Genomic DNA, 21177 nt, shown 5'->3' with positions numbered 1-21177 from the left:
TTTCGTGACCAAGATCGCCCACCCGCCGCACCGCTTCAGCGTCGCGCCCATGATGGATTGGACCGACCGGCACTGCCGGGTCCTGCATCGGACGCTGTCGTCGCGCGCGCTGCTGTATACCGAGATGCTGACCACGGGCGCTGTGCTGCACGGCGATCGGGACAGGCTGCTGGCGTTCAGCCCGCAGGAGCATCCGGTGGCGCTGCAGTTGGGCGGGTCCGATCCGGCCGATCTCGCCGCAGCGGCGCGGATCGGCGAGGCCGAGGGCTATGACGAGATCAACCTGAACGTCGGTTGCCCGTCCGACCGGGTGCAGTCGGGCCGCTTCGGCGCCTGCCTGATGCGCGAGCCCGAGCTGGTGGCCGAATGCATGGCGGCCATGGGCGCGGCGGTGAGGGTTCCGGTGACGGTGAAGTGCCGGATCGGCGTCGACGACCAGGACCCTGAGGAAAGCTTGTTCCGGCTGGTCGAGCTGTGCTCGCAGGCGGGGGTGAAGCTGTTCGTGGTGCATGCTCGCAAGGCGCTGCTGAAGGGCCTGTCGCCGAAGGAGAACCGCGACGTCCCGCCGCTGAACTATCCGCTGGTCTGGCGGCTGAAGCGTGAGCGGCCCGACCTGACCATCGTCATCAACGGCGGCATCGGCTCGCTGGACGAGGCGGAAGAGCATCTCCGATACGTGGACGGCGTCATGCTGGGACGCGCGGCCTATCACACGCCGGCGATCCTGGCCGATGTCGATGCTCGGATCTTTGGTGAAGGAACACCGGTCGATCCGTATGCGGCGGTCGAGTGCTACAAGGCCTATGTGGCGGGCGAACTGGCCAAGGGCGCGCACCTGGCGGGCATGACGCGGCACATGCTGGGCCTGTTCCACGGCCGGCCGGGGGCCCGGACGTGGCGGCGGATACTGACGGTCGAGGGCGTGAAGGCCGGGGCGGGCCTCGACGTGATCGACGAGGCCCTGGCTGTGATCTCAGGGCTGGAGGCGCAGCGTCTCGCGCGTGGCCTCGAAGCGGGTGAGGCGGCCTAGGTAGCTCATCCCCAGCAGCGAGACGTCGAGGCCGTCTGCGACCACCAGGGCCTGCACGTTCTCGAGCCGGGCGCCGTTGATCGACACCGACTCCAGAGTGATCGCGGCGGCGCGCGACGAGCCGCCGGCGGTGGTGACGTTGTATCCGTACTTGAGATCGGTGGCCTTGAAGCCCAGCTTGGCCGCGTCGGCGGGCGTGAGCGCCACGGCGGTGGCGCCGGTGTCGACGAGGAAGCGCACCTTGCCGGCGCCGCCTTCCTGGCCCGCTACGTCGGCGTCGGCCCAGAAGTGGCCGTCCGCCGCCTTGGTCACGGCGCCCGTGCCCGGCGCCTTGGGGCCCGTCGCGAACCCTTCAGCCTCGAGCCGCGCGATGCGCATCGGCTCCGGGGCCATCGCCTGGACGGCGCAGGCGCTGCACAGCGCCGACACCACCGCCACGGCGGCAAGCTTGCCGAGTGAAGACACCTCAATCACCAAAGAAAGCGGCCTTCTGGCCTGTCTCGTTGCCGGCAGTCTAAGGCAGACGGGGTTCGCATCCCGTGAATCGACACGGTTTCCGGTTTTAAACCATGCGCGCTGACCGCACGCGGATATGACTCGCGCAACCTACGATGTTCTGGTTTTGTTCGGTCGAGGAGTGATCCATGACCAAGGTGACGTACACAGGCCTTATCGACCCGGCGCGCGAGTTCGAAGCCCTGCGGCCGGCCTACAATGTGACGGTGCGGATGATGATGAAGTGCAGGCCGTCCAGCGCCGACTACCTGGTGCTTCTGGCCGTGACCGACGCGATGAACGCCGCTGCGGCCCACTTCATGCCGCAACCGGCTGTCACCTCGTTCTTCGGCGCAAAGCCAACGGGTTAGCCGTGTCCTAGAACATCCCCAGCTTTTCGGGGCGGATCAGGCTCCGGCGGTCGGGGAGTTCGGCCAGGATCGCGTCCCGCTCAGCGTCGCTGAGCCTGGCCCAGCCTGCCACCTCGTTGAGGCGGCGGTAGCACCCCATGCATAGCCCGCTCTCGCCGTCGACCACACAGACCTTGATGCAAGGCGTCTTGATGGGGGGAGGGGGGCCGCTCATGCCCACAAGTTAGGTGAGGTTCGCCCGCGCCGCCAGCCGACCCAGCGGAAGGGGCGGCTACCCTGGAATGGCGTAGGTGACGCCAGCCTGGGCCGCCAGCCGGTCCGGCCCCTCGGTCCACAGGCGCACGTCCATCACCGCCAGCCGGCGACCCAGGCGCAGCATCTCGGCCTCGGCGTGCAACTCGCCGGGCTGGGCCCCGCGCAGGAAGCTCATGTTGAGCTGGGACGTGACGGTCATGAGCTGATCGCCGATATGGGCCAGGACGAGGGCGTAGGCCGCCGTGTCGGCCAGCGACATCAGGGTGGGCCCCGCGATCACGCCGCCCGGTCGCAGCATGTCGGGCCGGTAGGGCGACACCAGCCGGACCCGCCCCGGGGTCACGGACGTCACCTGCGGAAAGCCCTGTTGCGGCGACTGCGGGAAGGCGCGGCGGAGCAGGGCGTTGACGCCTTCGGCATCCAGGACGGGTTCGAGCTTGGCCATCCCGCTGTTCTGGCCTGTGTTACAGGAACATTACAAGCCGTTTATGTATCCATGTAACAGTTACGATTTCTGACCTAATATTAATCCGCAACTACTGATCATTGCGGCTTGTTCATTTGAGTTTACCGCCCTCGGCCGTCAGCATTCGTGCAGGTTTTAGGGAGACACCCCATGAAGTACGCGCTCATCGCTGTTGCCATCGCCGCTTTCGCTGCTCCGGCCGTCGCCGCCGGTAAGATGACGGACGTCGACTACCTGCGGGCGAACCGCTGCAAGGGTTTGGCCACCAGCATCGAAGGCGTGGTCGACCCCGCGGCCCTGACGAGCGTGATCAAGGCTGAGCGCCGCGCGCGGGCCACCTACATCGTCGACCGCGGCGAGGAAGAGTTCAACCGGGCCCGCAAGGAGGCCAAGAGCCAGGATCGCAAGGAACGCCTGACCGCCGAACTGACCGGCGCCTGCCAAGCCTACCTGGGTGGAGCGACCAGCGTCGCCAAGCAAGGCAAGGACGTCGCCAACCCGTAACCCAACCCAAGCCCAACTGGCTCCCCGCCAGCGCGCCGGCCCCGGTCGGCGCGCCTTTTTTTTAGAGTCGTCAGCCAATTTCAGACTCTCGCGGGAACCCGAGCTTGGCCATAGGGTTGTGGCCCCTGTGGTGAGGGCCAGCCCGATGAGCGTACTGATACCGGGCGAGACCTGCTGGCGCCGTGAGCCGGCGGATCGCTGCGCGTTCCTGATCGACAACGAGGCCTACTTCACGGCGCTGTACGAAGCGTTTCAGAAGGCGCGGCGCTCGATCCTGATCCTGGGGTGGTCGTTCGATCCCCGCACCCGGATGTTCCCCGACGGCTACGACGGCCCCGACGATCCGGACGAGGTGGGCCATGTGCTGCTGCGGCTGGCGCGCGAGCGGCCGGACCTGGATATCCGGATCCTGATCTGGAAGTCGTCGCTGCCGATCGCCGCGACCCAGGAGTTCTTCCCGCACAAGGCGCGCAAATGGTTCGAGGGCAGCCGGGTGCGGTTCCGCCTCGACGACCAGGTCCCGTTCGGCGCGAGCCACCACCAGAAGGTCGTCGTCGTCGATGATCGGCTCGCGTTCTGCGGCGGCGGCGACATCTCGGTCGACCGCTGGGACACACCCGGCCACCTGGACATCGACCTGCGCCGGATCATGCCCGACCAAGAGTACCATGACCCGCGCCACGAGGTGATGATGATGGTCGACGGCGCGGCGGCGCGCGCCCTGGGCGATCACTTCCGGGAGCGCTGGCAGGTGGGCTGCGACGGAGAGGTCATGACGCCGCCCGAGGACGCCGGCGGAGACCCCTGGCCCGATCACGTGCCGGCCCACCTGACGCAGCTGGACGTCGGCGTCGCGCGCACCCGGCCGGCGTGGCGCGGGCAGCCCGAGGCGGACGAACTGCTGCGCCTGGCGCTGGCGGCCATCGCCGGCGCGAAAGAGACGATCTATCTCGAGAACCAGTACTTCACCTCGCCGGTCATCACCGAAGCCCTGGCGCGACGGCTGCATGAGCCCGACGGTCCCGAGGTGGTGCTGATCTCGACCGGGTTCTCGCCCAGCTGGTTCGACAAGCTGGCCATGGACAACGCGCGCGGGGCGATGGTCTGGCGGCTGCGGGTGGCCGACGTGTTCCACCGCTTCCGGGCGCTCTATCCGCGGACGCCGGCCGGCTCGACGATCATCGTCCATTCCAAGACCAGCTTCTTCGACGACCGGCTGGCGCGGGTGGGCTCGGCCAACCTGAACAACCGCTCGTTCGGCTTCGACAGCGAGATCGAGCTGGCGGTGGAAGCCCATAGCGACGAGCACCGCATCATCCTTGGGGCCATGCGCGACCGCCTGGTCGGCCACTTCCTGGGTTATACGGGCGACGCCGTGGCGAAGGCGCGGGCCGAGCATGGCGGGAGCCTCGTGCGGGCCATCGACGCCCTCAACCGCGAGGGCCGCCTGCGCGAGATCGACCCCGCGCGGCAGACGCCGCTGTCCGAGTTCGTGGCCGCCTATCACCTGGGCGATCCCGCCAGCCCGGCGGACTCGATGCGGCCCTGGCGGCGGCGTCAGCGGCTGTTCGAGGAGGCGCGCACGCTGCACGCCCGGCCGCCTACGACGACCTAGCCTTCGGCCTCAGGCCAGCGCGAAGTCCATGACCAGCGGCAGGTGGTCGGACGCCACCCGGGTCAGGGGCGTGAACGGCGCGGTGACGTCGTGCACCTCGACGCCCGCGCTCACGAACAGATGGTCGATGCGCAGCACCGGCAGCTGCGAGGGGAAGGTCGAGGTCGGCGACTTGCGCGGCGCGAGCTGGCGGGCCGGCTGCAGCCGCTTGACCAGGGTGCGGTAGACCACCGAGCTGGCGGTGGCGTTGAAGTCGCCCAGCAGGATGGCCGGCGCGCGGCAGTCGGGGTGATCCAGCCAGGCGGACCCGGCCAGATGCGCGGCCTGCAGCTGCTGCTCGCGCGGCACCAGCCCCAGGTGGGTGTTGACGATCTGCACGGGCCGCCCGTCGATCTCGACCTCGACCCACAGCGCGCCGCGCGGCTCGAGCCCGCGGACGCGGGGCAGGCCGGGCAGGGGACCGGCCTTCACCAGCCGCTCGGGGTAAATCGTGAGGATGGCGTCGCCATAGCGCTCCTCCTCGACCTGCATGGCGGCGTGGAAATGGTGGGTCATCGACAGGCGCCGGGCGATCTCGTGGGCCTGGTCGACGTGGTTGGTGCGCCGGCGGCCGACGTCCAGCTCCTGGAGCGCGACGATGTCGGGCTGCAGTTCGGCCAGCACCGCGGCCACCCGGGCCACGTCGAGACGGCGGTCGTTTCCGACGCAGCGATGGACGTTGTAGGTGACGATGCGGGGCATGTGAGGCCGACGTTTGGCGGCTGGCCGCCGCAGTGGCAAGGTGCGCAACTCGTAACCGCCGCGTTCCGTTGCCTGCCGCCAACGCCGAGCACGCCTCGGAGGAGGGGAAGATGAGCGTCGCAATCGCCCTGGCCCTGCTGTTCCAGGCCGCGTCGCCGCCGCAGCGGCCGCCCCCATCCATGACCGACATGCCGGGCTGGTCCAAGGCGCCCCGGCCCGAGGACATGATGCGCGCCTACCCGCTGGAGCCCGGGCGCGCCAACCTGGCCGGATCGGCGACGCTGGAATGCACCGTGGGGCCGGCGGGCGAGCTCACCGCCTGCGTCGCCGCCGACGAGATCCCGGTCGGCTCGGGGTTCGGCGCGGCGTCCCTGGCCGTCGCGGGCAAGTTCCAGATGCCCACCCAGGCGCCGTCTGGGGCCTCGACGGTCGGGCGGACCGTGCGCTTCCCGATCCAGTGGATCCGGCCCGTCCAGGGCCAGCCGCAGCTCCTCGTGGTCTACGACGAGGCCGGCCGGTCTGGCTCGGTCGGCTTCAACTGCCGGGTGCGCGACGAGCGGACCTTCGACAACTGCGTGGTCGTGGATGTGAAGCCGCGCGGGACCACCCTGTTCTCCGTGGCGGGCGAGGCGGTGCAGCGCGCCCGGGCGGCGGCGTCCGCCCGGCCCGGGTCGCGCATGATGGTCGTGGTCGAGGTCAAACCGCAGGGCCGGTGACAGGGGCGCCGCGCGCCGCTCGCCTTGGCCTTTGGCGCCGGACTTGCTTTAACGGTTCGGTAACCAATGCGTTAGGGACCGAAATGCTCCAATGGATCGCGCTGGCCACGGCGGCCGTCTCGTCTGCAGCTGCGATCAACGCGGCGCCGGGTCCGGACCTCCTGGAGGTGAACTGGGTCGCCACCCCCAACGGCCAGGACATCGCCAACGTCTATCCGCCCAGCGCGGTGCAGGCGGGCAAGGGCGGCGCGGTGCTGCTGGAGTGCAAGGTGGCGCAGGCGGGTTCGCTGGAAGCCTGCCGCGTGCAGATCGAGGATCCGGTGGGCCTGGAGTTCGGGCTGGCCGCCCTGGAGCTGGCCCCGCTGTTCAAGATGGCCGACAAGGCCCCCGACGGCAGCCTGGTCGCCGGGCGCACCGTGCGCATCCCGATCATGTTCTCGATCGTGACCACGGGCGACTGAGCGGGGGCAATCTTCGCCGGCTCGCCGTGGGCGCGTGAGCGCCGAAGATTTGTCCACGAACCACACGAACCACACGAACATGGGCCGACGTCCCGGGCGGCGATGAGCGGCCCCGGTCGTTCGTGTGGTTCGTGTGGTTCGTGGACAATCGAACAGGACGCCTCGGGCCTGGAGCTGGAATGCTCGGCTACGGCGGGCCGGTGGATCGGCGGAGGGGGAGACCGGGCAGGCCTGAGGGTCGGATGACCGGCGCCGCGAGGGTGAGGGCGGCGGTTCCGCCCGAGAGGCGGGCGCGCAGGGCGTTCGCCGCCTGCGCCGGCGCCGCGGCGGGCTTCGCCGGCGCGGGTTGGGCACGCACCCGGTCGAGAAGTTCACGCAGGGTGGGAAGTTCGGCGGCCTGCGGCGTCAGCGCGTGCGCGTCGTCGGCGACCTGTTCCAGGGTGCGCAGCAGCCGCGGCAGGCTGGGGCGCTCGGTCTCCCGGTCGCGATCGCGCTCGTCATAGCGGTCGGAACCCTCGGCGTGATCCGAGGGTTCGGGCGCCTCGTCCCGCTCGACCTCGCGCTCGATCTCCCGCCCGGCCTGGGGGGCGTCGGCCCGCAGCGCCAGCCGCGCCTCCTGCCGCAGGCGCATCGCCAGCGCGATCGAAAGCCGCACCGAGGCGAAGCTGCGATGATAGGCGTCGAACAGCCGGAGCTTCCGGTCGAGATCATCCTCGGCCATCGCCGCCTGGGCGAACGCCATGCCCAGGCCGAAGGCGGCCTGGCGCATCTCGTCGAGCTGGCGGATCTCTGCATTCACGCGAACAAAAGTAGAACATTCCGCGGCGGGCGTCAACCCGCGCGCTGGCCTGTCCCGACCACGCCGCCGCGCGCGGGGTGTCGGGCTCGGCCACGCTGAAGTGCCGGATCAACGACATGGGCATGGCGACGAAATGCGTGGTCCATTCCGAGACGCCCGCCGGGCAGGACTTCGGAAAGGCGCTGATGAAGTTGCGCTCGAAGATGAGCTTCGTTCTCCCCGCGCCCACTCACTCCCCGCCGCGCCAGTCCACCCAGTCGCCGTAGGGGTGGCAGGTGGCCAGGACGGTGCTTTGGCCGTTGGGCCAGCGGGTGAAGCGGAGCTGGACTTCGCGGCGATCGGAAGTCCATTCGAAGCCGATCTCGATGAGGGGGCGGTCGGCCGTCGCGCCGGCGCCGGCGGCGGCCAGCATCGCGGCGATCTCGCGCCGGTCGCGGTCGCTCAGATACTGCAGGAACATGGTGTGGACGACGGCGCGGCAGACCCCGTCCGGCTGACGCTGGGCCAGGCGCTGGGTGAGCCACAGCTTGGCGTCGCCGCGATGCACCTGGGGCGGATGGGCCATGGCGACCTGGAGGGCCGCTTCGAGGCGCCGCGAGCGGGCGGGCTGATCGGCCCAGGTGAACGACAGCAGCCGTTCGCGGTGGGCGGGGTCCCGGGCGCTGAGCGGATTGAGATCGACGCCCTGCGCCGACAGGATCGACACGGGGACGGCGGGCGGATCGGCGCCAATCCACCGGGGCTCGATGTGGACGGATGAGGCGGGATCGCCCGCGACGACGCCGCCCAGGCGATAGTCGTACCGCGCGAGATTGAGGTTGAGGCCACAGCTGGAGCCCAGCTCCAGGATCTGGAACGGCATCGGCCGCTCGGCGGCGACGGTCATCAGGGCCGACATGATCGCCGCCCCGCGGGCGACCTCGTTGGTCTGGGTCGGATCGCGGATCCAGTCCGCGATGAACTGGTCCTCCCGCAGCAGGGCCTCGGCGACGGCGCCGTCGAAGTCGTCGTGCTCGCCGCGGTAGAGATCCGCGAGGTACTGCGGGCTGCCGCGCCGGGCGAGGGCGTGGAGCGCCCCGTTGACGCGCAGGGCGACGGCGGCGGCGGCCGGGTCGCCCGTCCAGTCCTGGACCATGCGGCTGCTAAGGGGGGCGAGGGAGAGCTGGCGATCGACAGCCTCGAGCACGGCCGCAACGAAGGCCGAACCCGACGAGCGGCAGCTTTCGGCCTGACGCACAAACGAGTGCCGGGCGCCGGTCGTCGCGAGCATGGTCATAAAATGCAATCCAAACGAGTTACGCGTCCCACATACTCGGGACAACTGATGGACGCCGATGCGCGCCGGTATGGCCCGCAAGTCGCCCCGTGGTTTAGTCTAGAGCAGGCGTTTTCGCCTTTTAGTTTTGTCTCGCTCCCGGCAGAGGGCAGTGAGCAACGGCGCCCCTTAAAGGGCTCTGAATCCGCCACCGGTCTTGGCGGAGACTTTATGTCGCAGGCCCAAAGCGACGCGGCCAAATCGTCATTAACGGGCGGGCAATCCCTGTCGACCTAGGTGTTCCCGCAACTTCCGGGGGCGGTCTCAGGTCGCCGTTGGGTATGTGTGCCGTTACGGCAAGTTGTTTCCGGTGCGCTGTGGAGACGGCGACTCTGTAAGTATTGGATTGATGAAGATCGAAATGAGCATCCCCAAGAAACTCAGCTTGTCGTTCGTATTCATCTGCGTTTCCGCAGCCGTCATGATGGTTGTCTTCCTGGCGACCATCCTGATGATCCGGGCGTCGACGGAGAGCAGCAATCGCAGCCAGGCGATCCACGCCGATGCGCTGGCCCTCGAGACGGCCATTCTTCGGCAGAACAGCCAGCTTCGCGGCTATCTTGTCACGGGCGACAAGAGCTACCTCAAGTCGTACTACGAGGGCCGCGACGAGTACGATCAGGTCTCGCAGAAGCTCACGTCCACCCTCACCGAGCCGGCCATGCTGAAGGCGGTCGAGCAGTCCCGCGCGGCGACGCTGGCCTGGCGGAAGAACTGGGGCGACCGGCTGATCGAGGTGGTGAAGGCCGGCCGACGCGACGAGGCGCAGCAGGAAGTCCGCGATGCGGGCAGCAAGGTGCTGGTGAGCGCCGCGGTGCTGCCGCTGCGCGACGTGCGCAGCGCCGAGGCCAAGAACATCGAGGAGAACGGCAAGCGTCAGCAGATGGCTATCGTGACGGCGATCACCGCCCTGGTCATCGGCGGCATCGCCCTGATCGCGATCGCCATGACCCTGTCGCGCATGCTGAGCCGCACGATCGCGCGCCCCATCACGGTGCTGACCGAGGCGATGACCCAGCTGGCCGAGGGCGACAACAACATCGCGGTCGACGCCGAGCGCGCCGACGAACTGGGCGATATGGCCCGCGCCGTCCTGGTGTTCCGTGACGCCGCGCTGGCGAAGGCCGAAGCCGACAAGGCCAAGGCGGCGGCCGAGCGGGCGAAGGAAGAGGCCGATCGCGCCAAGATCGGCGCCGAGGCGGCCCAGCGCCGGGTCGTGGAGACGCTGGACACGGCCCTGGCGGCCCTGGCGTCGGGCGACCTGACCCATGTGATCACCAGCCCGTTCGAACCGGAATACGAGCGCCTGCGCCAGTCGTTCAACAGCGCCGTGGAAGGGCTCGAACAGAGCATTTCGGGCGTCGTGCGCTCGGCGCAGAGCGTGCATTCGGGCGCGGCCGAGATCTATGCCGCCTCCGAGGATCTTTCGCGGCGGACCGAGCAGCAGGCCGCGAGCCTGGAGGAGACCACGGCCGCGACCCAGCAGGTCACCGTCATGGTCGGCGAAACCGCGCAACGCGCCGCCGAGGCCAGGACCGCGATCGAGGTCGCGAACGGCAACGCGGCGGACGGCGGCGCCATCGTGAACGAGGCGATCTCGGCGATGGACGCGATCAAGACCAGCTCGGAAGAGATCAGCCAGATCATCAACCTGATCGACAGCATCACGTTCCAGACCAACCTGCTGGCGCTGAACGCCGGGGTCGAGGCGGCGCGAGCCGGCGACGCGGGCAAGGGCTTCGCGGTCGTGGCCTCGGAAGTCCGGGCTCTGGCTCAGCGCTCGGCCGACGCGGCGCGGGACATCAAGGCCCTGATCCACACGTCGTCGGAACAGGTGGCCAGCGGCGTGGGCCGCGTCGGACACACCGGCGAGATGCTGACGCTCATCGGCGCCAAGATCGGCGACACCAACGACCTCATCAACGAGATCGCGCTGAACACCGAGACCCAGGCCGAGAACCTGAAGCAGGTGAGCAGCGCCGTCACCAGCATGGACCGGATGACGCAGCAGAACGCGGCGATGGTCAACGAGGCGACGGCGGCGGCCCGGAACCTGGCCACCCAGGCCGACGAGCTCTCGAAGCTGGTCGCCCGGTTCCGCCTTCGCTCGCTGTCGGCGGCGGATCGGCGCCAGGACGAATACGTGACGTACGACGCGCCTCTGCGGGTGGCCGCAAGGTAGCTCCGGCCGGCGACGCGCGCGCGCCGGCGGAGCGATCCGGGCGCGCCAGCCGATGGGCATCTTCGGGCGCCGCCGACGGCGTCGGTCGCCACCCTTCTGCACCCTTGGAAATGCGATCCGCGAACGGGTCGAGCGCCACCGATACCTTGAAGTATTGGTTGGTTTCCGAAGCTCCGTGATCTGACGTGATCCGCATAAACGTCGCGTGATAAAGTACAAAATGTCGCAGGCTTTAGTCGCGCCAAGGACTCAGGAATTTACGCACAAGTTAGACTTTGAGCGGCACTACGCTACGCGAAAGACAACGACTCTAGACCTGGAAGTGGGAAATCATCCGATGAAGTATCTGTACGTGTCCGCGGCGATCGCGCCCTTGCTGATGATCGCGCCTGCGGTCGCGCAGGCGGCGGATGCGGTCAAGCCGGCAAACCGCGAAGCGGTCTTCTCGACCGGCGTGGCCAAGGGTCGCGACCGCCTCGACAGCGCCACCTCGACCAGCGCCCTGCGGGAGTCGGAGATCAAGGTGCTGGGCGCCCGCTCGCTGGGCGAGGTGCTGCGCAACATCCCGGGCATTCGCGCCGAGTACGGCATCGGCGAGGGCAACGCCAACTACTCGATCCGCGGCCTGCCGCTGTCGGGCACCGGCTCGAAGTACGTGCAGCTGCAGGAGGACGGCCTGCCCGTCCTGGAGTTCGGCGACCTGTCGCAGTTCACCTCCGACATGTTCATGCGCTCGGACCTGAACCTCTCGGCGATCGAGACGATCCGGGGCGGCTCGGCGTCGACCTTCGCCTCGAACTCGCCGGGCGGCGTGATCAACCTGATCTCGAAGACGGGGGACGCCGAAGGCGGCGCGGTCGAAGCGACCTACGGCCTGAACTACGGCGAGAAGCGCGTCGACGGCGACTACGGCTACAAGATCAGCGACACCGTGCGCATGCACATCGGCGGCTTCTATCGCGAGGGCGAAGGCCCGCGTGACGTGGGCTTCACGGCCTACAAGGGCGGCCAGATCAAGGCCAACATCACCAAGACGCTCGAGAACGGCTACGTGCGCGTCTACGGCAAGTACCTGGACGACCGCACGCCGGCCTACCAGTTCGTTCCGATCCGGGTGACGGGCACGAACGCCGACCCGACGTTCGCGGGCCCGACCAATTTCAACCTGAAGACCGACTCTCTGATGTCGCCCCACAACGGCAACATCCTGACGCTCGACGGGGACAACAACATCCTGCGTGACGACGTCCGCGGCGGGCAGCACGCCGTGAGCAAGTCGATCGGCCTCGACTCGCAGCTCGACATCGGCGGCTGGACGATCACCGAGAAGTTCCGCGTCGCCGACATCTCCGGCAGCAACATGAGCTTCCGGCCGATCGCGGTGGCCCCGGCGGCGGCGCTGGCGTTCGTCTACGGCGGCCCCGGCGGCGCGCTCAGCTTCGCCACCGGCCCGCAGACCGGTCAGGCGATCCCCAATCCCACGGCGCTCAACGGCAACGGCCTGCTGACCTCGTCGCTGCTGCTCTACACCAAGGTCAACAGCCTGGATAACGTGACCAACGACATCCGCGCCAGCCGCGTCTGGAAGGTGGGCGGCGGCAACCTGACGACGACGGTCGGCTTCTACAAGTCGTCGCAGGACTACGGCACGGACCTGTCGTTCCTCAACGTGCTGAGCGATGTCCGTGGCGACGGCGACGCCTCGCTGATCGACGTCCGGACGGCCGCCGGCGTGCCGACGACCCAGAACGGCTACATCGCCTACGGCATCGGCGGCGCGCTGTACCACCGCACCTACGACATGAACTACGGCGTCGATGCGCCCTACGCCTCGATCAACTACCACGTGGGCAAGATCGCCGTCGGCGGCAGCCTGCGCTACGACATGGGCGACGTGAAGGGCACGCTGTACGGCGCCGAACTCGGCGGCGGACGGCTCGGCGTGACGTCGGTCGACATGAACGGCGACGGGCGGATCTCGCTGGCCGAGACCAAGGTCGCCACCCTGCCGCTCGGCCAGCCTGGGCGCGTGGACTACAACTACGACTACCTCAGCTATTCGGCGGGCGTGAACTACCGCATCGCCGAGCAGCTGGCGGTCTTCGGCCGCTACAGCCGCGGCGGCCGCGCCTCGGCCGACAAGATCCTGTTCACGCCGGCCGTCAACTACAACACCGGCAAGCTGGTCGACAGCGAGAGCGCCTACGACACGGTCAAGCAGGCCGAACTGGGTCTGAAGTACCGGATCGCCGACCTGACGTTCAACGTCACCGCCTTCTCGGCGCGGACCGGCGAGCGCAACGTGCAGGTGAACAGCAACGCCGCCGGCGATATCCAGGTCGAGAACATCGTCCGCGGCTACAAGGCCAAGGGCGTGGAGCTGGAGGCGGCGGTTCGCCGCGGGCCGTTCAGCGTGACCGCCGGCGCCACCTACACCGACGCGAAGATCTCCAAGGACGTGCTCCACCCCGAGTTCATCGGGAACAAGCCGCGCCATCAGGCCGACCTGATCTACTCGGTGACCCCACAGGTCGAGCTGAAGTACGCGACCGTCGGCGTGAACGTGATCGGCACCACGAGCAGCTATGCGCAGGACACCAACCAGCTGAAGCTCCCGAGCTACACCCTGGTCAACGCCTTCGTTCAGGTTCGCCCGACCGAGCAGGTGCAGCTGATGCTGAACGTCAACAACCTGTTCAACGAGCTGGCTCTGTCCGACGTCGAGCAGGCCGCGATCCCGGCCAGCGGCGTGGTGCTCGGCCGCGCCTACAACGGCCGGACCGCCTCGGCGACGCTGCGCTATACGTTCTGATCGGAGGCGGCCGGGACACCCCCCTCCCAGTTCCCGGCCCCCCCCCACCGCGAGAGGTCGCCCTGCGCAAGCCAGGGCGACCTCGGACGGAGCTGCCCCCCAGCGGCAACTGCCCCCGTCAGCCGACAGGCTGGCGGGGCTTTGTCGTCTCATGGCTTCACACCACAGGCCTGCCAGCCGGCCGGCGACCCTTGATGGCTTACGTTGACGTTAGCGTCATCTTTTCTTCCCTTCGCGTCCGTGCGTATAGGGTTCGCGAAACCCATACGGCGTAAGCCCACGCGCGCTTCCGGAGGACGGCCATGAACCTCGACTTCACCCCCGAAGAAAATGCGTTCCGCGACGAGGTCCGGGCGTTCATCGCGGAGAACTATCCGGCCGAGCTGCGCAAGGCGCAGGACGAGGGCCGGGCGCTGACCAAGGAGGAGTACCTCCTGTGGCACAAGGTGCTGGCGAAGAAGGGCTGGGTGGCGCCGGGCTGGCCGAAGGAGCTGGGCGGCACGGGCTGGACGCCCACCCAGAAGTACATCTGGTCGGAAGAGACCGCGCGCGCCGACTGCCTTGGCCTGCTGCCCTTCGGCCTGTCGATGCTGGCGCCGGTGCTCTACACGTTCGGCACCGACGAGCAGAAGAAGAAGTTCCTGCCCGGCATCTACAACGGCGACGTCTGGTGGTGCCAGGGCTACTCCGAGCCGGGCGCCGGGTCGGACCTTGCCAGCCTGAAGACCAAGGCCGAGCGGATCACCGCCGACGACGGCAAGGAATACTACATCGTCAACGGCCAGAAGACGTGGACGACGCTGGGTCAGCACGCCGACTGGGGCTTCTTCCTGGTGCGCACAGACCCCGACGCCAAGCCGCAGTCTGGCATCTCGTTCCTGCTGATCGACATGAAGACGCCGGGCATCGAGGTCCGCCGGATCACGACGCTGGAAGGCGGCCACGAGGTCAACGACGTGTTCCTCGACAACGTGAAGGTGCCGGTCGAGAACCGCATCTTCCACGAGAACCAGGGCTGGACCTGCGCCAAGGCGCTGCTGGCGCACGAGCGCTCGGGCATCGCCGGCGTGGCGCGCTCGAAGCGCAACCTGGAAAAGCTGCGCACCATCTCGTCGACCGAGCGTTCGGACACGGGCTCGAGCCTGCTGTCGGACGCCTTCTTCCGCCGCAAGGTGGCCGAGCTGGAGATCGACCTGACGGCGCTGGAGTTCACCGAGCTGCGCACCCTGGCCGGCGAGTCGAGCGGGAAGGGCCCTGGCCCGGAAAGCTCGATCCTCAAGATCAAGGGCACCGAAATCCAGCAGCGCCTCCAGGAGCTGGCGCTGGAGGCGGTGGGCCACTACGGCGCCCCGTTCCTGCGCGACCTGGGCGGCAACGCCGCGGGCGTTGGTCCCGACTATGCCGAGGGCCTGGCGGGCGAGATGTTCAACGGCCGCAAGACCTCGATCTACGGCGGCTCGAACGAGATCCAGCGCAACATCATCGCCAAGATGGTCCTGGGCCTCTAGGTTCACGATAAGGATGAGAACTCCCCTCCCCCCTGCGGGGAGGGGTCGGGGGTGGGGGTGCCTGAACGAACGCCTGGGGCGATCCACAAGTCAGACCGCGCAGCTGCCGCAGCGCGTCGGATGCGGCGTACGCCCACCGACGCCGAGCGGCGCCTCTGGAAGGCGCTGCGTGACCTGGGTCTTCACTTCCGGCGTCAGGCCCCTCTCGGCCCCTACATCGTGGATTTCGTCTGCCACCGTCGCCGACTGATCGTCGAGCTGGACGGCGGAATCCACGGGTTGCCTTCCGTAGCGGCGCGCGATGCAGAGCGTGACGCTTGGCTGACAGGCCGTGGTTACAGAGTTATGCGGTTCGCCAACGGTCAGGCGATCGCGGATTTCGATGGGGTGCTTCAGATGATCCTCGCCAGGATCAGCGCGGACACCCCCACCCCCGGCCCCTCCCCGCAAGGGGGAGGGGAGACGTATTGGAGCTCTTAGGCGATGGATTTCAGCTTCACCGAAGAACAGTCGATGCTGCGCGACACGGTCGCGGCGTACCTGGCGGACCACTACGACTTCGACAAGCGTCGGGCCGCGGTCTCCAAGGAGCCGGGCTGGCGGCCTGATGTCTGGAAGGCCTTCGCCGAGGAGCTGGGCATCCTGGGCGCGCCGTTCTCGGAAGAGCTGGGCGGCCTGGGCGGCGGCGCCATCGAGAACATGGTCGTGATGGAGGAGTTCGGGAAGGCGCTGGTCGTCGAGCCCTACCTCGGCACGGTGGTCATCGGCGGCGGGTTCCTGAAGCACTCGGGCCATGCCGGCGCGGCCGACATGATCGGCGGCATCATCGAGGGCAAGACCATCTTCGCCTTCGCCTACGCCGAGCCCAAGGGCCGCTACAATCTCGCGGCGCTGGAGACCACGGCCAAGAAGGACGGCGCGGGCTGGACCCTGAACGGCCACAAGGCCGTGGTGCTGGGCGCGCCGTTCGCCACCCACCTGATCGTCACCGCCCGCACCTCGGGCGGCGTGCGCGACGCCGGCGGCGTGTCGGTGTTCATCGTGGAGAAGGGCGCCAAGGGCGTCACCACCCGCGACTACCCCACGGTCGACGGCAACCGCGCCTCGGAAGTCTACTTCGAGAACGTCAGCCTGGGCGCCGACGCCCTGGTGGGCCCGGCCGACGGCGGCCTGCCGCTGGTGGAGAAGGTGGTTGACGAGGCCATCGCCGCCACCTGCGCCGAAGCCTGCGGCGTGCTGCGCAAGCTGCATGAGGGCACGCTGGAGTACACCAAGCAGCGCAAGCAGTTCGGCGTGCCGATCAGCTCGTTCCAGGTGCTGCAGCACCGCATGGTCGACATGTTCATCAACGTCGAGCAGGCGGTGTCGATGACCTACATGGCCAACATCAAGGTGGGCGACGACGCTGAACGCGCCAAGGCCGCCTCGGCCGCCAAGGTGCAGATCGGCAAGGCCTGCAAGTTCGTCGGCCAGAACGCCATCCAGCTGCACGGCGGCATGGGCATGACCGACGAAATGGCCATCGGCCACTACTTCAAGCGCGCGACGATGATCGAGAGCGCCTTCGGCTCGGTGGATCACCACCTGGCGCGGTACGAGCTCCTGAGCCTGGGCAAGGCCGCCTAGGGCGGCATTCTAGTCTAGTGTGAGACTTCGAGACGGCCGTCCTCCAGGGCGGCCGTTTTCGTTTCCCTCCCTTAATGGGGAGGGCCAGGCGGCGGAGCCGCCAGGGTGGGGAAGTGTCGATCCTTCCCCCACCTCCGAGTTCTGGCCCACACTTCCCCACCCTGACCGCTGCGCGGTCTGTCCCTCCCCATTAAGGGAGGGAACGGAGCGCTTCGGGTTGTCCGAACGACCTTCGTGGGCGACACCTTCGCCATGGGCAAGGACGCACATGTGGCGGCGCGGTTCGCCGAAGGGGCCGACGAGGGCCGCCTGCAGTACGAGGCGCCGAAGCTGCTGTTCCGCGGCGCCCAGCGCAGGGTCTGGGACGCCGCGGCGCTGAAGGGCGTGCGGTCCGAGGGCGGGGACCTGGTGCTGGCCGACGGCAGCAGGTTCGCGCTTGGCGAGGTCCAGGCGCCGCGCTGGGCCGAGGCGATCAACAATCCCAAGGGCCGCCTCGACAAGCTGGGCGTGAAGGCGGGCATGCGCGTGGCGGTCCTGGGCGTCGCCGACGACGCCATCGCCGGCGAACTCGCCGGCCGCGGCGCGACGCTGGTCAACGACCTAGAGGCCCTCGACATCCTGTTCTACGCCGCCGACAGCGCCGCCGAGCTGGCGCGGATCGGCGACCTCGTCCCCACCCTGGCCGACAAGGGCGCGCTGTGGGTGGTCTCGCGCAAGGGCAAGTCCGCCAAGGTGAAGGACGTGGAGGTGATGGCGGCGGCCAAGTCCTTCGGCCTGGTGGACAACAAGGTAGTCGGGTTCTCCGACACCCTGACGGCGCTGCGGTTCACGCGGCGCAAGACCTGATCTTCCTCTCCCACTTCGCGGGAAAGGAAGGATGTCGCGCTGCTCCCTTTACCCGGCGCGTAATCGACCGGCCGGTGGGTCTGCGGTCATCTCCTCCCAGCAAGGGAGCCACCTGATGAACCGTCGCGACATTCTCACCTCGGGCCTGGCCGCCGGGTCGGTGGCTGCGTTGGCCCAGGCCGGGCCCGCCGCCGCACGGCCGAAGGGGGCCACCGTCATTCAGGCCAAGGATGGGGTGCGGCTGTTCCACCGCGACTGGGGCGAGGGCCAACCGGTGGTGTTCGTCTCCAGCTGGGCCCTGTCGAGCGAGATGTGGGCCTACCAAGTGGCCGACCTGTCCGAGCGCGGTTTCCGCTGCATCGCCTTCGACCGGCGCGGCCACGGCCGCTCGGACGTTCCGGGCAAGGGCTATGAGATGGACACCCTGGCCGACGACCTGGCCGCGGTGATCGACACCCTAGACCTGAAGGACGCCATCCTCGTCGGCCACTCGATGGGCGGCGCCGAGGTGGCGCGCTACATCGGCCGGCACGGGACGGCGAAGGTGAAGAAGGCGGCCTTGGTCGCGACAGTCGCGCCCTACATCGTCCAGACGCCCGACAATCCGTACGGGGCGCCGATGGCCTTTCACCAGAACACGCTCGGGCAGTACGCCAGCGACTTCCCCAAGTGGGTCATGGACAATCAGGCGCCCTTCTTCACGCCCGAAACCTCGCCTGCGATGAAGGCCTGGCTGACCGAGCAACTGCTGGAGACGCCGGTTCCGGTGGCGATCGCCGCGTTCAAGGCGTTGATCGGCAAGGATCTGCGGCCCGACCTGCCGAAGATCGACCGCCCGACCCTGATCGTTCACGGCGACAAGGACGCTTCGGCCCCGCTCGCGATCACCGGACAGAGGCTGGCGGCGGGAATTCGGGGCTCGGAGCTGAAAGTCTATCCCGGCGCCCCCCACGGCCTGTTCGTGACCCACATGCGACAGCTGAACCGCGACCTGGAGACCTTCTTCAAAGCGTGACGAAGCAAGGATTGGGTCAGAGGGCGCGTCGGGCGCCGAAAGCGGCTTCCACTTTTGCCTGACGCGTCCTAGGTCGGGCGAATGGCCGTCCGCGACTTTGCCCTGCTCATGGCCATGTGCCTGATCTGGGCGGTGAACAACATCATCTCGAAGTATGTGGTGAGCATCCTGGACGTGCCGCCGCTGTTCTACGCGGCCGGGCGGTTCCTGATCGTGGCGGCGTGTCTGTTCCCGTTCCTGCTTCCGGCGCCCAAGCCGTTGTGGAAGCTGATCGTCACCGCCTTCCTGATGGGGGCGGGCAGCTTTGGCCTGATGTTCGTGGGCCTGCGGGACGCCACGCCGTCGTCGGCGGCGGTGGTGCTGCAGATGGGCATGCCGGCGACGCTGATCCTGTCGATGCTGTTCCTGGGCGAGCGGGTGCGCTGGCGCCGCGGCCTGGGGATCGCGCTGACGTTCGCGGGCGTGCTGACGGTGATGTGGAACCCGCACGGGCTGACCCTGTCGAACGGGTTGCTGCTGATCGCCGCCTCGACGGTGCTGTCGGCCGCCGGCACCGTCATGACCAAGCAGATCGAGGGCATCCGCCCGATCGCCTTCCAGGCCTGGGTGGGCGTCTCGTCGCTGTTCCCCATGGCCGCCCTGTCGCTGTGGCTGGAGCCGCATGCGCTGGACACGGCGGTGGCGGCGGGCTGGCGCTTCTGGGCCGCGCTGGCCTTCTCGGCGCTGATCGTGTCGCTGGTGGCGCACACGGTCTACGTGACCATGCTGCAGAAGTACGAGGCCAACCTGATCTCGGCGTTGATCCTGGTGACGCCGCTGGCCACAATCGTCCTGGGCGTGGTGGTGCTGGGCGACCCGCTCGGGCCGCGCCTCATCATCGGCAGCGCGCTGGCGCTGGCTGGCGTCCTGATCATCGCGCTGCGGGGAAGTCAGGTGATGTCCATGTTGCTGGCCATGCGGAACCGCGCCGAATGAATGTGATCGAGGCCCCGTCGCCCAATTTCGACCCGCGCACGGTCCCGCCCAGCATTCTGGTGCTGCACTACACCGGCATGCAGACCGGGCAGGAGGCGATCGATCGCCTGCGCGACCCGGCGGCCAAGGTCAGCGCGCACTATGTGGTCGAGGAGGACGGTCGCATCTTCCGCCTGGTGCCCGAGGAGCGGCGGGCGTGGCACGCGGGCGTCTCGTTCTGGCGGGGCCGGCGCAACGTCAACGGCGACTCCATCGGCATCGAGATCGTCAATCCGGGCCACGAGTGGGGCTATCGCCCGTTCCCCGAGGCGCAGATCGTGGCGGTGACGGATCTGATCACGGACATCCGCACGCGCTGGGCCATCGAGGATCGCGACATCGTGGGGCACTCCGATGTGGCTCCTGCGAGAAAGGACGACCCCGGCGAGCTGTTCCCCTGGAAGCGGCTGTCGGAAGCGGGCCACGGCCTGTGGGCCGAATGGCCGGCGGCCCCCGGAGATCCGATCGGCGAGGGCGAGGAGGGGGCGGCGGTGTTCGCGCTGCAGGCCGGCTTCACGCGCCTGGGCTACGACCTGCCGCCGTCAGGCAAATTCGACGCCGACACGACCGCCGTGGTGCGCGCCTTCCAGCGGCACTGGCGGCCCGACAAGGTAGACGGCGTCGCCGACGGCGAGACCCGGGCGCGGCTGATCGCGCTGTTGCGGGTTTCGCTCCCTTGATGGGGAGGGAAGTGGTATGGCGCTCGCGGATCAGACGGCCGGGCGGTCGCGGGCGCAAGCTCGAGGAAAGTCCGGGCTCCACGACGACATGGCGGTGGGTAACGCCCACCGGGGGTGACCCCAGGGATAGCGCCACAGAGAGCAGACCGCCTTCTCCTTGGAGAAGGTAAGGGTGAAAGGGTGCGGTAAGAGCGCACCGGGTCCCTGGTGACAGGGATCGCATGGCAAGCCCCGCCAGGAGCAAGACCGAATAGGGATCCCGCGCCAGCTTGCTGGTAGGGCCGTCGCCGGCCTGAGGGCTCCGGGTAGGTCGCGAGAACCGGTCGGCAACGATCGGTCCAGAGGAATGGCCGCCGCGTCCTGCGCGAGCAGGGCGGCACAGAACCCGGCTTACAGGCCGTCTGATCTTTTCTTTCCCAGTGTTCTTCCTTTCCCACGCAGTGGGAGAGGGGGACCAATCGCCGAGCGCAGCGAAGAGCGATTGGTGGAGAGGGCGTGCGGCCGGCGGTGCGGATCGTTCGCCCGAATGGCTCAGCAGATCAGAACCAAGCGCAACGCTTGAGGCTCGCCCTCTCCACCACCCGCTCTACGGCCGGCATGCGCCGACCTCGGCGTGCGGTCCCCCTCTCCCACTGCGTGGGAAAGGAAGACGTCTCTGCGTTAACTAACAGTTCTGAGTATGTTCTGTGGATAACTGACGGCGATTAACCATAGAGGCAGTTTGTC

The 21177-nt window shown here is 68.3% G+C and carries 20 protein-coding genes, 1 other RNA gene and 1 pseudogene; 16 read left to right on the top strand and 6 right to left on the bottom strand.

The features are described from left to right. Positions 1 to 4: 4 nt before the first annotated feature. Complete coding sequence (gene dusA / locus EPN98_RS00545) at positions 5 to 1030, top strand: tRNA dihydrouridine(20/20a) synthase DusA (RefSeq protein ID WP_293358785.1); 1026 nt, start codon at positions 5 to 7, stop codon at positions 1028 to 1030. Here the strand turns inward: dusA and EPN98_RS00540 are convergent. Next, a complete protein-coding gene (locus EPN98_RS00540; protein WP_366558442.1) occupies positions 974 to 1504 on the bottom strand; it encodes a TIGR02281 family clan AA aspartic protease in 531 nt (176 codons plus the stop codon). The two genes, dusA and EPN98_RS00540, sit on opposite strands and share 57 nt — an antisense overlap. Positions 1505 to 1674: 170 nt before the next feature. On the opposite strand from EPN98_RS00540, the gene EPN98_RS00535 reads away from it, so the two are divergent. Further along, positions 1675 to 1896 (top strand): hypothetical protein, encoded by a 222-nt coding sequence (locus EPN98_RS00535; RefSeq protein ID WP_293358783.1) that lies wholly within the window; start codon positions 1675 to 1677, stop codon positions 1894 to 1896. 7 nt (positions 1897 to 1903) lie between these two features. Here EPN98_RS00535 and EPN98_RS00530 read toward each other — a convergent pair whose 3' ends face one another. Together EPN98_RS00530 and EPN98_RS00525 are read right to left on the bottom strand one after the other, a co-directional pair. Beyond that, positions 1904 to 2110: a DUF1289 domain-containing protein gene (locus EPN98_RS00530; RefSeq protein WP_293358780.1), complete on the bottom strand. Its 207-nt coding sequence runs from the start codon at positions 2108 to 2110 to the stop codon at positions 1904 to 1906. Positions 2111 to 2167: 57 nt separating this feature from the next. Then, on the bottom strand, positions 2168 to 2596 hold the full coding sequence (locus tag EPN98_RS00525; protein ID WP_293358777.1) for a PaaI family thioesterase: 429 nt from the start codon (positions 2594 to 2596) through the stop codon (positions 2168 to 2170). Between the two features lie 171 nt (positions 2597 to 2767). On the opposite strand from EPN98_RS00525, the gene EPN98_RS00520 reads away from it, so the two are divergent. Both EPN98_RS00520 and EPN98_RS00515 read left to right on the top strand, forming a co-directional pair. Then, positions 2768 to 3121 (top strand): hypothetical protein, encoded by a 354-nt coding sequence (locus tag EPN98_RS00520; protein ID WP_293358774.1) that lies wholly within the window; start codon positions 2768 to 2770, stop codon positions 3119 to 3121. Positions 3122 to 3266: 145 nt separating this feature from the next. Continuing rightward, complete coding sequence (locus EPN98_RS00515; RefSeq protein ID WP_293358771.1) at positions 3267 to 4736, top strand: phospholipase D-like domain-containing protein; 1470 nt, start codon at positions 3267 to 3269, stop codon at positions 4734 to 4736. A 9-nt stretch (positions 4737 to 4745) separates the two neighbouring features. Here the strand turns inward: EPN98_RS00515 and EPN98_RS00510 are convergent, their stop codons facing one another. After that, a complete protein-coding gene (locus EPN98_RS00510; RefSeq protein WP_293358768.1) occupies positions 4746 to 5477 on the bottom strand; it encodes an endonuclease/exonuclease/phosphatase family protein in 732 nt (243 codons plus the stop codon). A 110-nt stretch (positions 5478 to 5587) separates the two neighbouring features. On the opposite strand from EPN98_RS00510, the gene EPN98_RS00505 reads away from it, so the two are divergent. Both EPN98_RS00505 and EPN98_RS00500 read left to right on the top strand, forming a co-directional pair. Then, positions 5588 to 6193, top strand: a complete 606-nt coding sequence (locus EPN98_RS00505; RefSeq protein WP_293358765.1) for a hypothetical protein — start codon at positions 5588 to 5590, stop codon at positions 6191 to 6193. 83 nt (positions 6194 to 6276) lie between these two features. Further along, positions 6277 to 6654, top strand: a complete 378-nt coding sequence (locus EPN98_RS00500; RefSeq protein WP_293358762.1) for a TonB family protein — start codon at positions 6277 to 6279, stop codon at positions 6652 to 6654. Between the two features lie 187 nt (positions 6655 to 6841). On the opposite strand, the gene EPN98_RS00495 is transcribed toward EPN98_RS00500, so the two are convergent. Both EPN98_RS00495 and EPN98_RS00490 read right to left on the bottom strand, forming a co-directional pair. Beyond that, positions 6842 to 7453 carry a hypothetical protein gene (locus EPN98_RS00495; RefSeq protein WP_293358759.1) on the bottom strand — a complete coding sequence of 204 codons (612 nt, stop codon included), beginning with the start codon at positions 7451 to 7453 and terminating at the stop codon, positions 6842 to 6844. A gap of 229 nt (positions 7454 to 7682) precedes the next feature. Then, positions 7683 to 8738, bottom strand: a complete 1056-nt coding sequence (locus tag EPN98_RS00490) for a DUF2332 family protein (RefSeq protein WP_293358757.1) — start codon at positions 8736 to 8738, stop codon at positions 7683 to 7685. Positions 8739 to 9117: 379 nt separating this feature from the next. Between EPN98_RS00490 and EPN98_RS00485 the strand changes: the two are divergent. The 10 genes and pseudogenes from EPN98_RS00485 to rnpB form a co-directional block, all read left to right on the top strand. Next, a pseudogene (locus EPN98_RS00485) lies at positions 9118 to 10943 on the top strand (methyl-accepting chemotaxis protein); the annotation flags it as partial. A 344-nt stretch (positions 10944 to 11287) separates the two neighbouring features. Then, positions 11288 to 13762 carry a TonB-dependent receptor gene (locus EPN98_RS00480; protein ID WP_293358754.1) on the top strand — a complete coding sequence of 825 codons (2475 nt, stop codon included), beginning with the start codon at positions 11288 to 11290 and terminating at the stop codon, positions 13760 to 13762. A 302-nt stretch (positions 13763 to 14064) separates the two neighbouring features. Next, positions 14065 to 15270: an acyl-CoA dehydrogenase family protein gene (locus EPN98_RS00475; RefSeq protein ID WP_293358751.1), complete on the top strand. Its 1206-nt coding sequence runs from the start codon at positions 14065 to 14067 to the stop codon at positions 15268 to 15270. Between the two features lie 120 nt (positions 15271 to 15390). Beyond that, on the top strand, positions 15391 to 15750 hold the full coding sequence (locus EPN98_RS00470; RefSeq protein WP_293358748.1) for an endonuclease domain-containing protein: 360 nt from the start codon (positions 15391 to 15393) through the stop codon (positions 15748 to 15750). A gap of 3 nt (positions 15751 to 15753) precedes the next feature. Further along, positions 15754 to 16896, top strand: a complete 1143-nt coding sequence (locus EPN98_RS00465; RefSeq protein WP_293358745.1) for an acyl-CoA dehydrogenase family protein — start codon at positions 15754 to 15756, stop codon at positions 16894 to 16896. 234 nt (positions 16897 to 17130) lie between these two features. After that, positions 17131 to 17742, top strand: a complete 612-nt coding sequence (locus EPN98_RS00460; RefSeq protein ID WP_293358743.1) for a DUF3052 domain-containing protein — start codon at positions 17131 to 17133, stop codon at positions 17740 to 17742. A gap of 115 nt (positions 17743 to 17857) precedes the next feature. Further along, positions 17858 to 18757 (top strand): alpha/beta hydrolase, encoded by a 900-nt coding sequence (locus EPN98_RS00455; RefSeq protein ID WP_293358740.1) that lies wholly within the window; start codon positions 17858 to 17860, stop codon positions 18755 to 18757. An 81-nt stretch (positions 18758 to 18838) separates the two neighbouring features. Continuing rightward, complete coding sequence (locus EPN98_RS00450) at positions 18839 to 19732, top strand: DMT family transporter (RefSeq protein ID WP_293358738.1); 894 nt, start codon at positions 18839 to 18841, stop codon at positions 19730 to 19732. Beyond that, the gene (locus EPN98_RS00445) at positions 19729 to 20451 is read left to right on the top strand and encodes an N-acetylmuramoyl-L-alanine amidase (RefSeq protein ID WP_293358736.1); all 723 of its coding nucleotides are present in this window, start codon (positions 19729 to 19731) and stop codon (positions 20449 to 20451) included. The genes EPN98_RS00450 and EPN98_RS00445 overlap by 4 nt, the downstream gene beginning before the upstream one ends. A 30-nt stretch (positions 20452 to 20481) precedes the next feature. After that, positions 20482 to 20860, top strand: an RNA gene (rnpB, locus tag EPN98_RS00440) — RNase P RNA component class A. The last annotated feature ends 317 nt before the right edge of the window (positions 20861 to 21177 follow it).

Source organism: Phenylobacterium sp. (assembly GCF_004299445.1).
In the GTDB taxonomy this organism is placed as follows: Bacteria; Pseudomonadota; Alphaproteobacteria; order Caulobacterales; family Caulobacteraceae; genus Phenylobacterium.
This window is presented reverse-complemented; position numbering and strand designations above follow the sequence as displayed.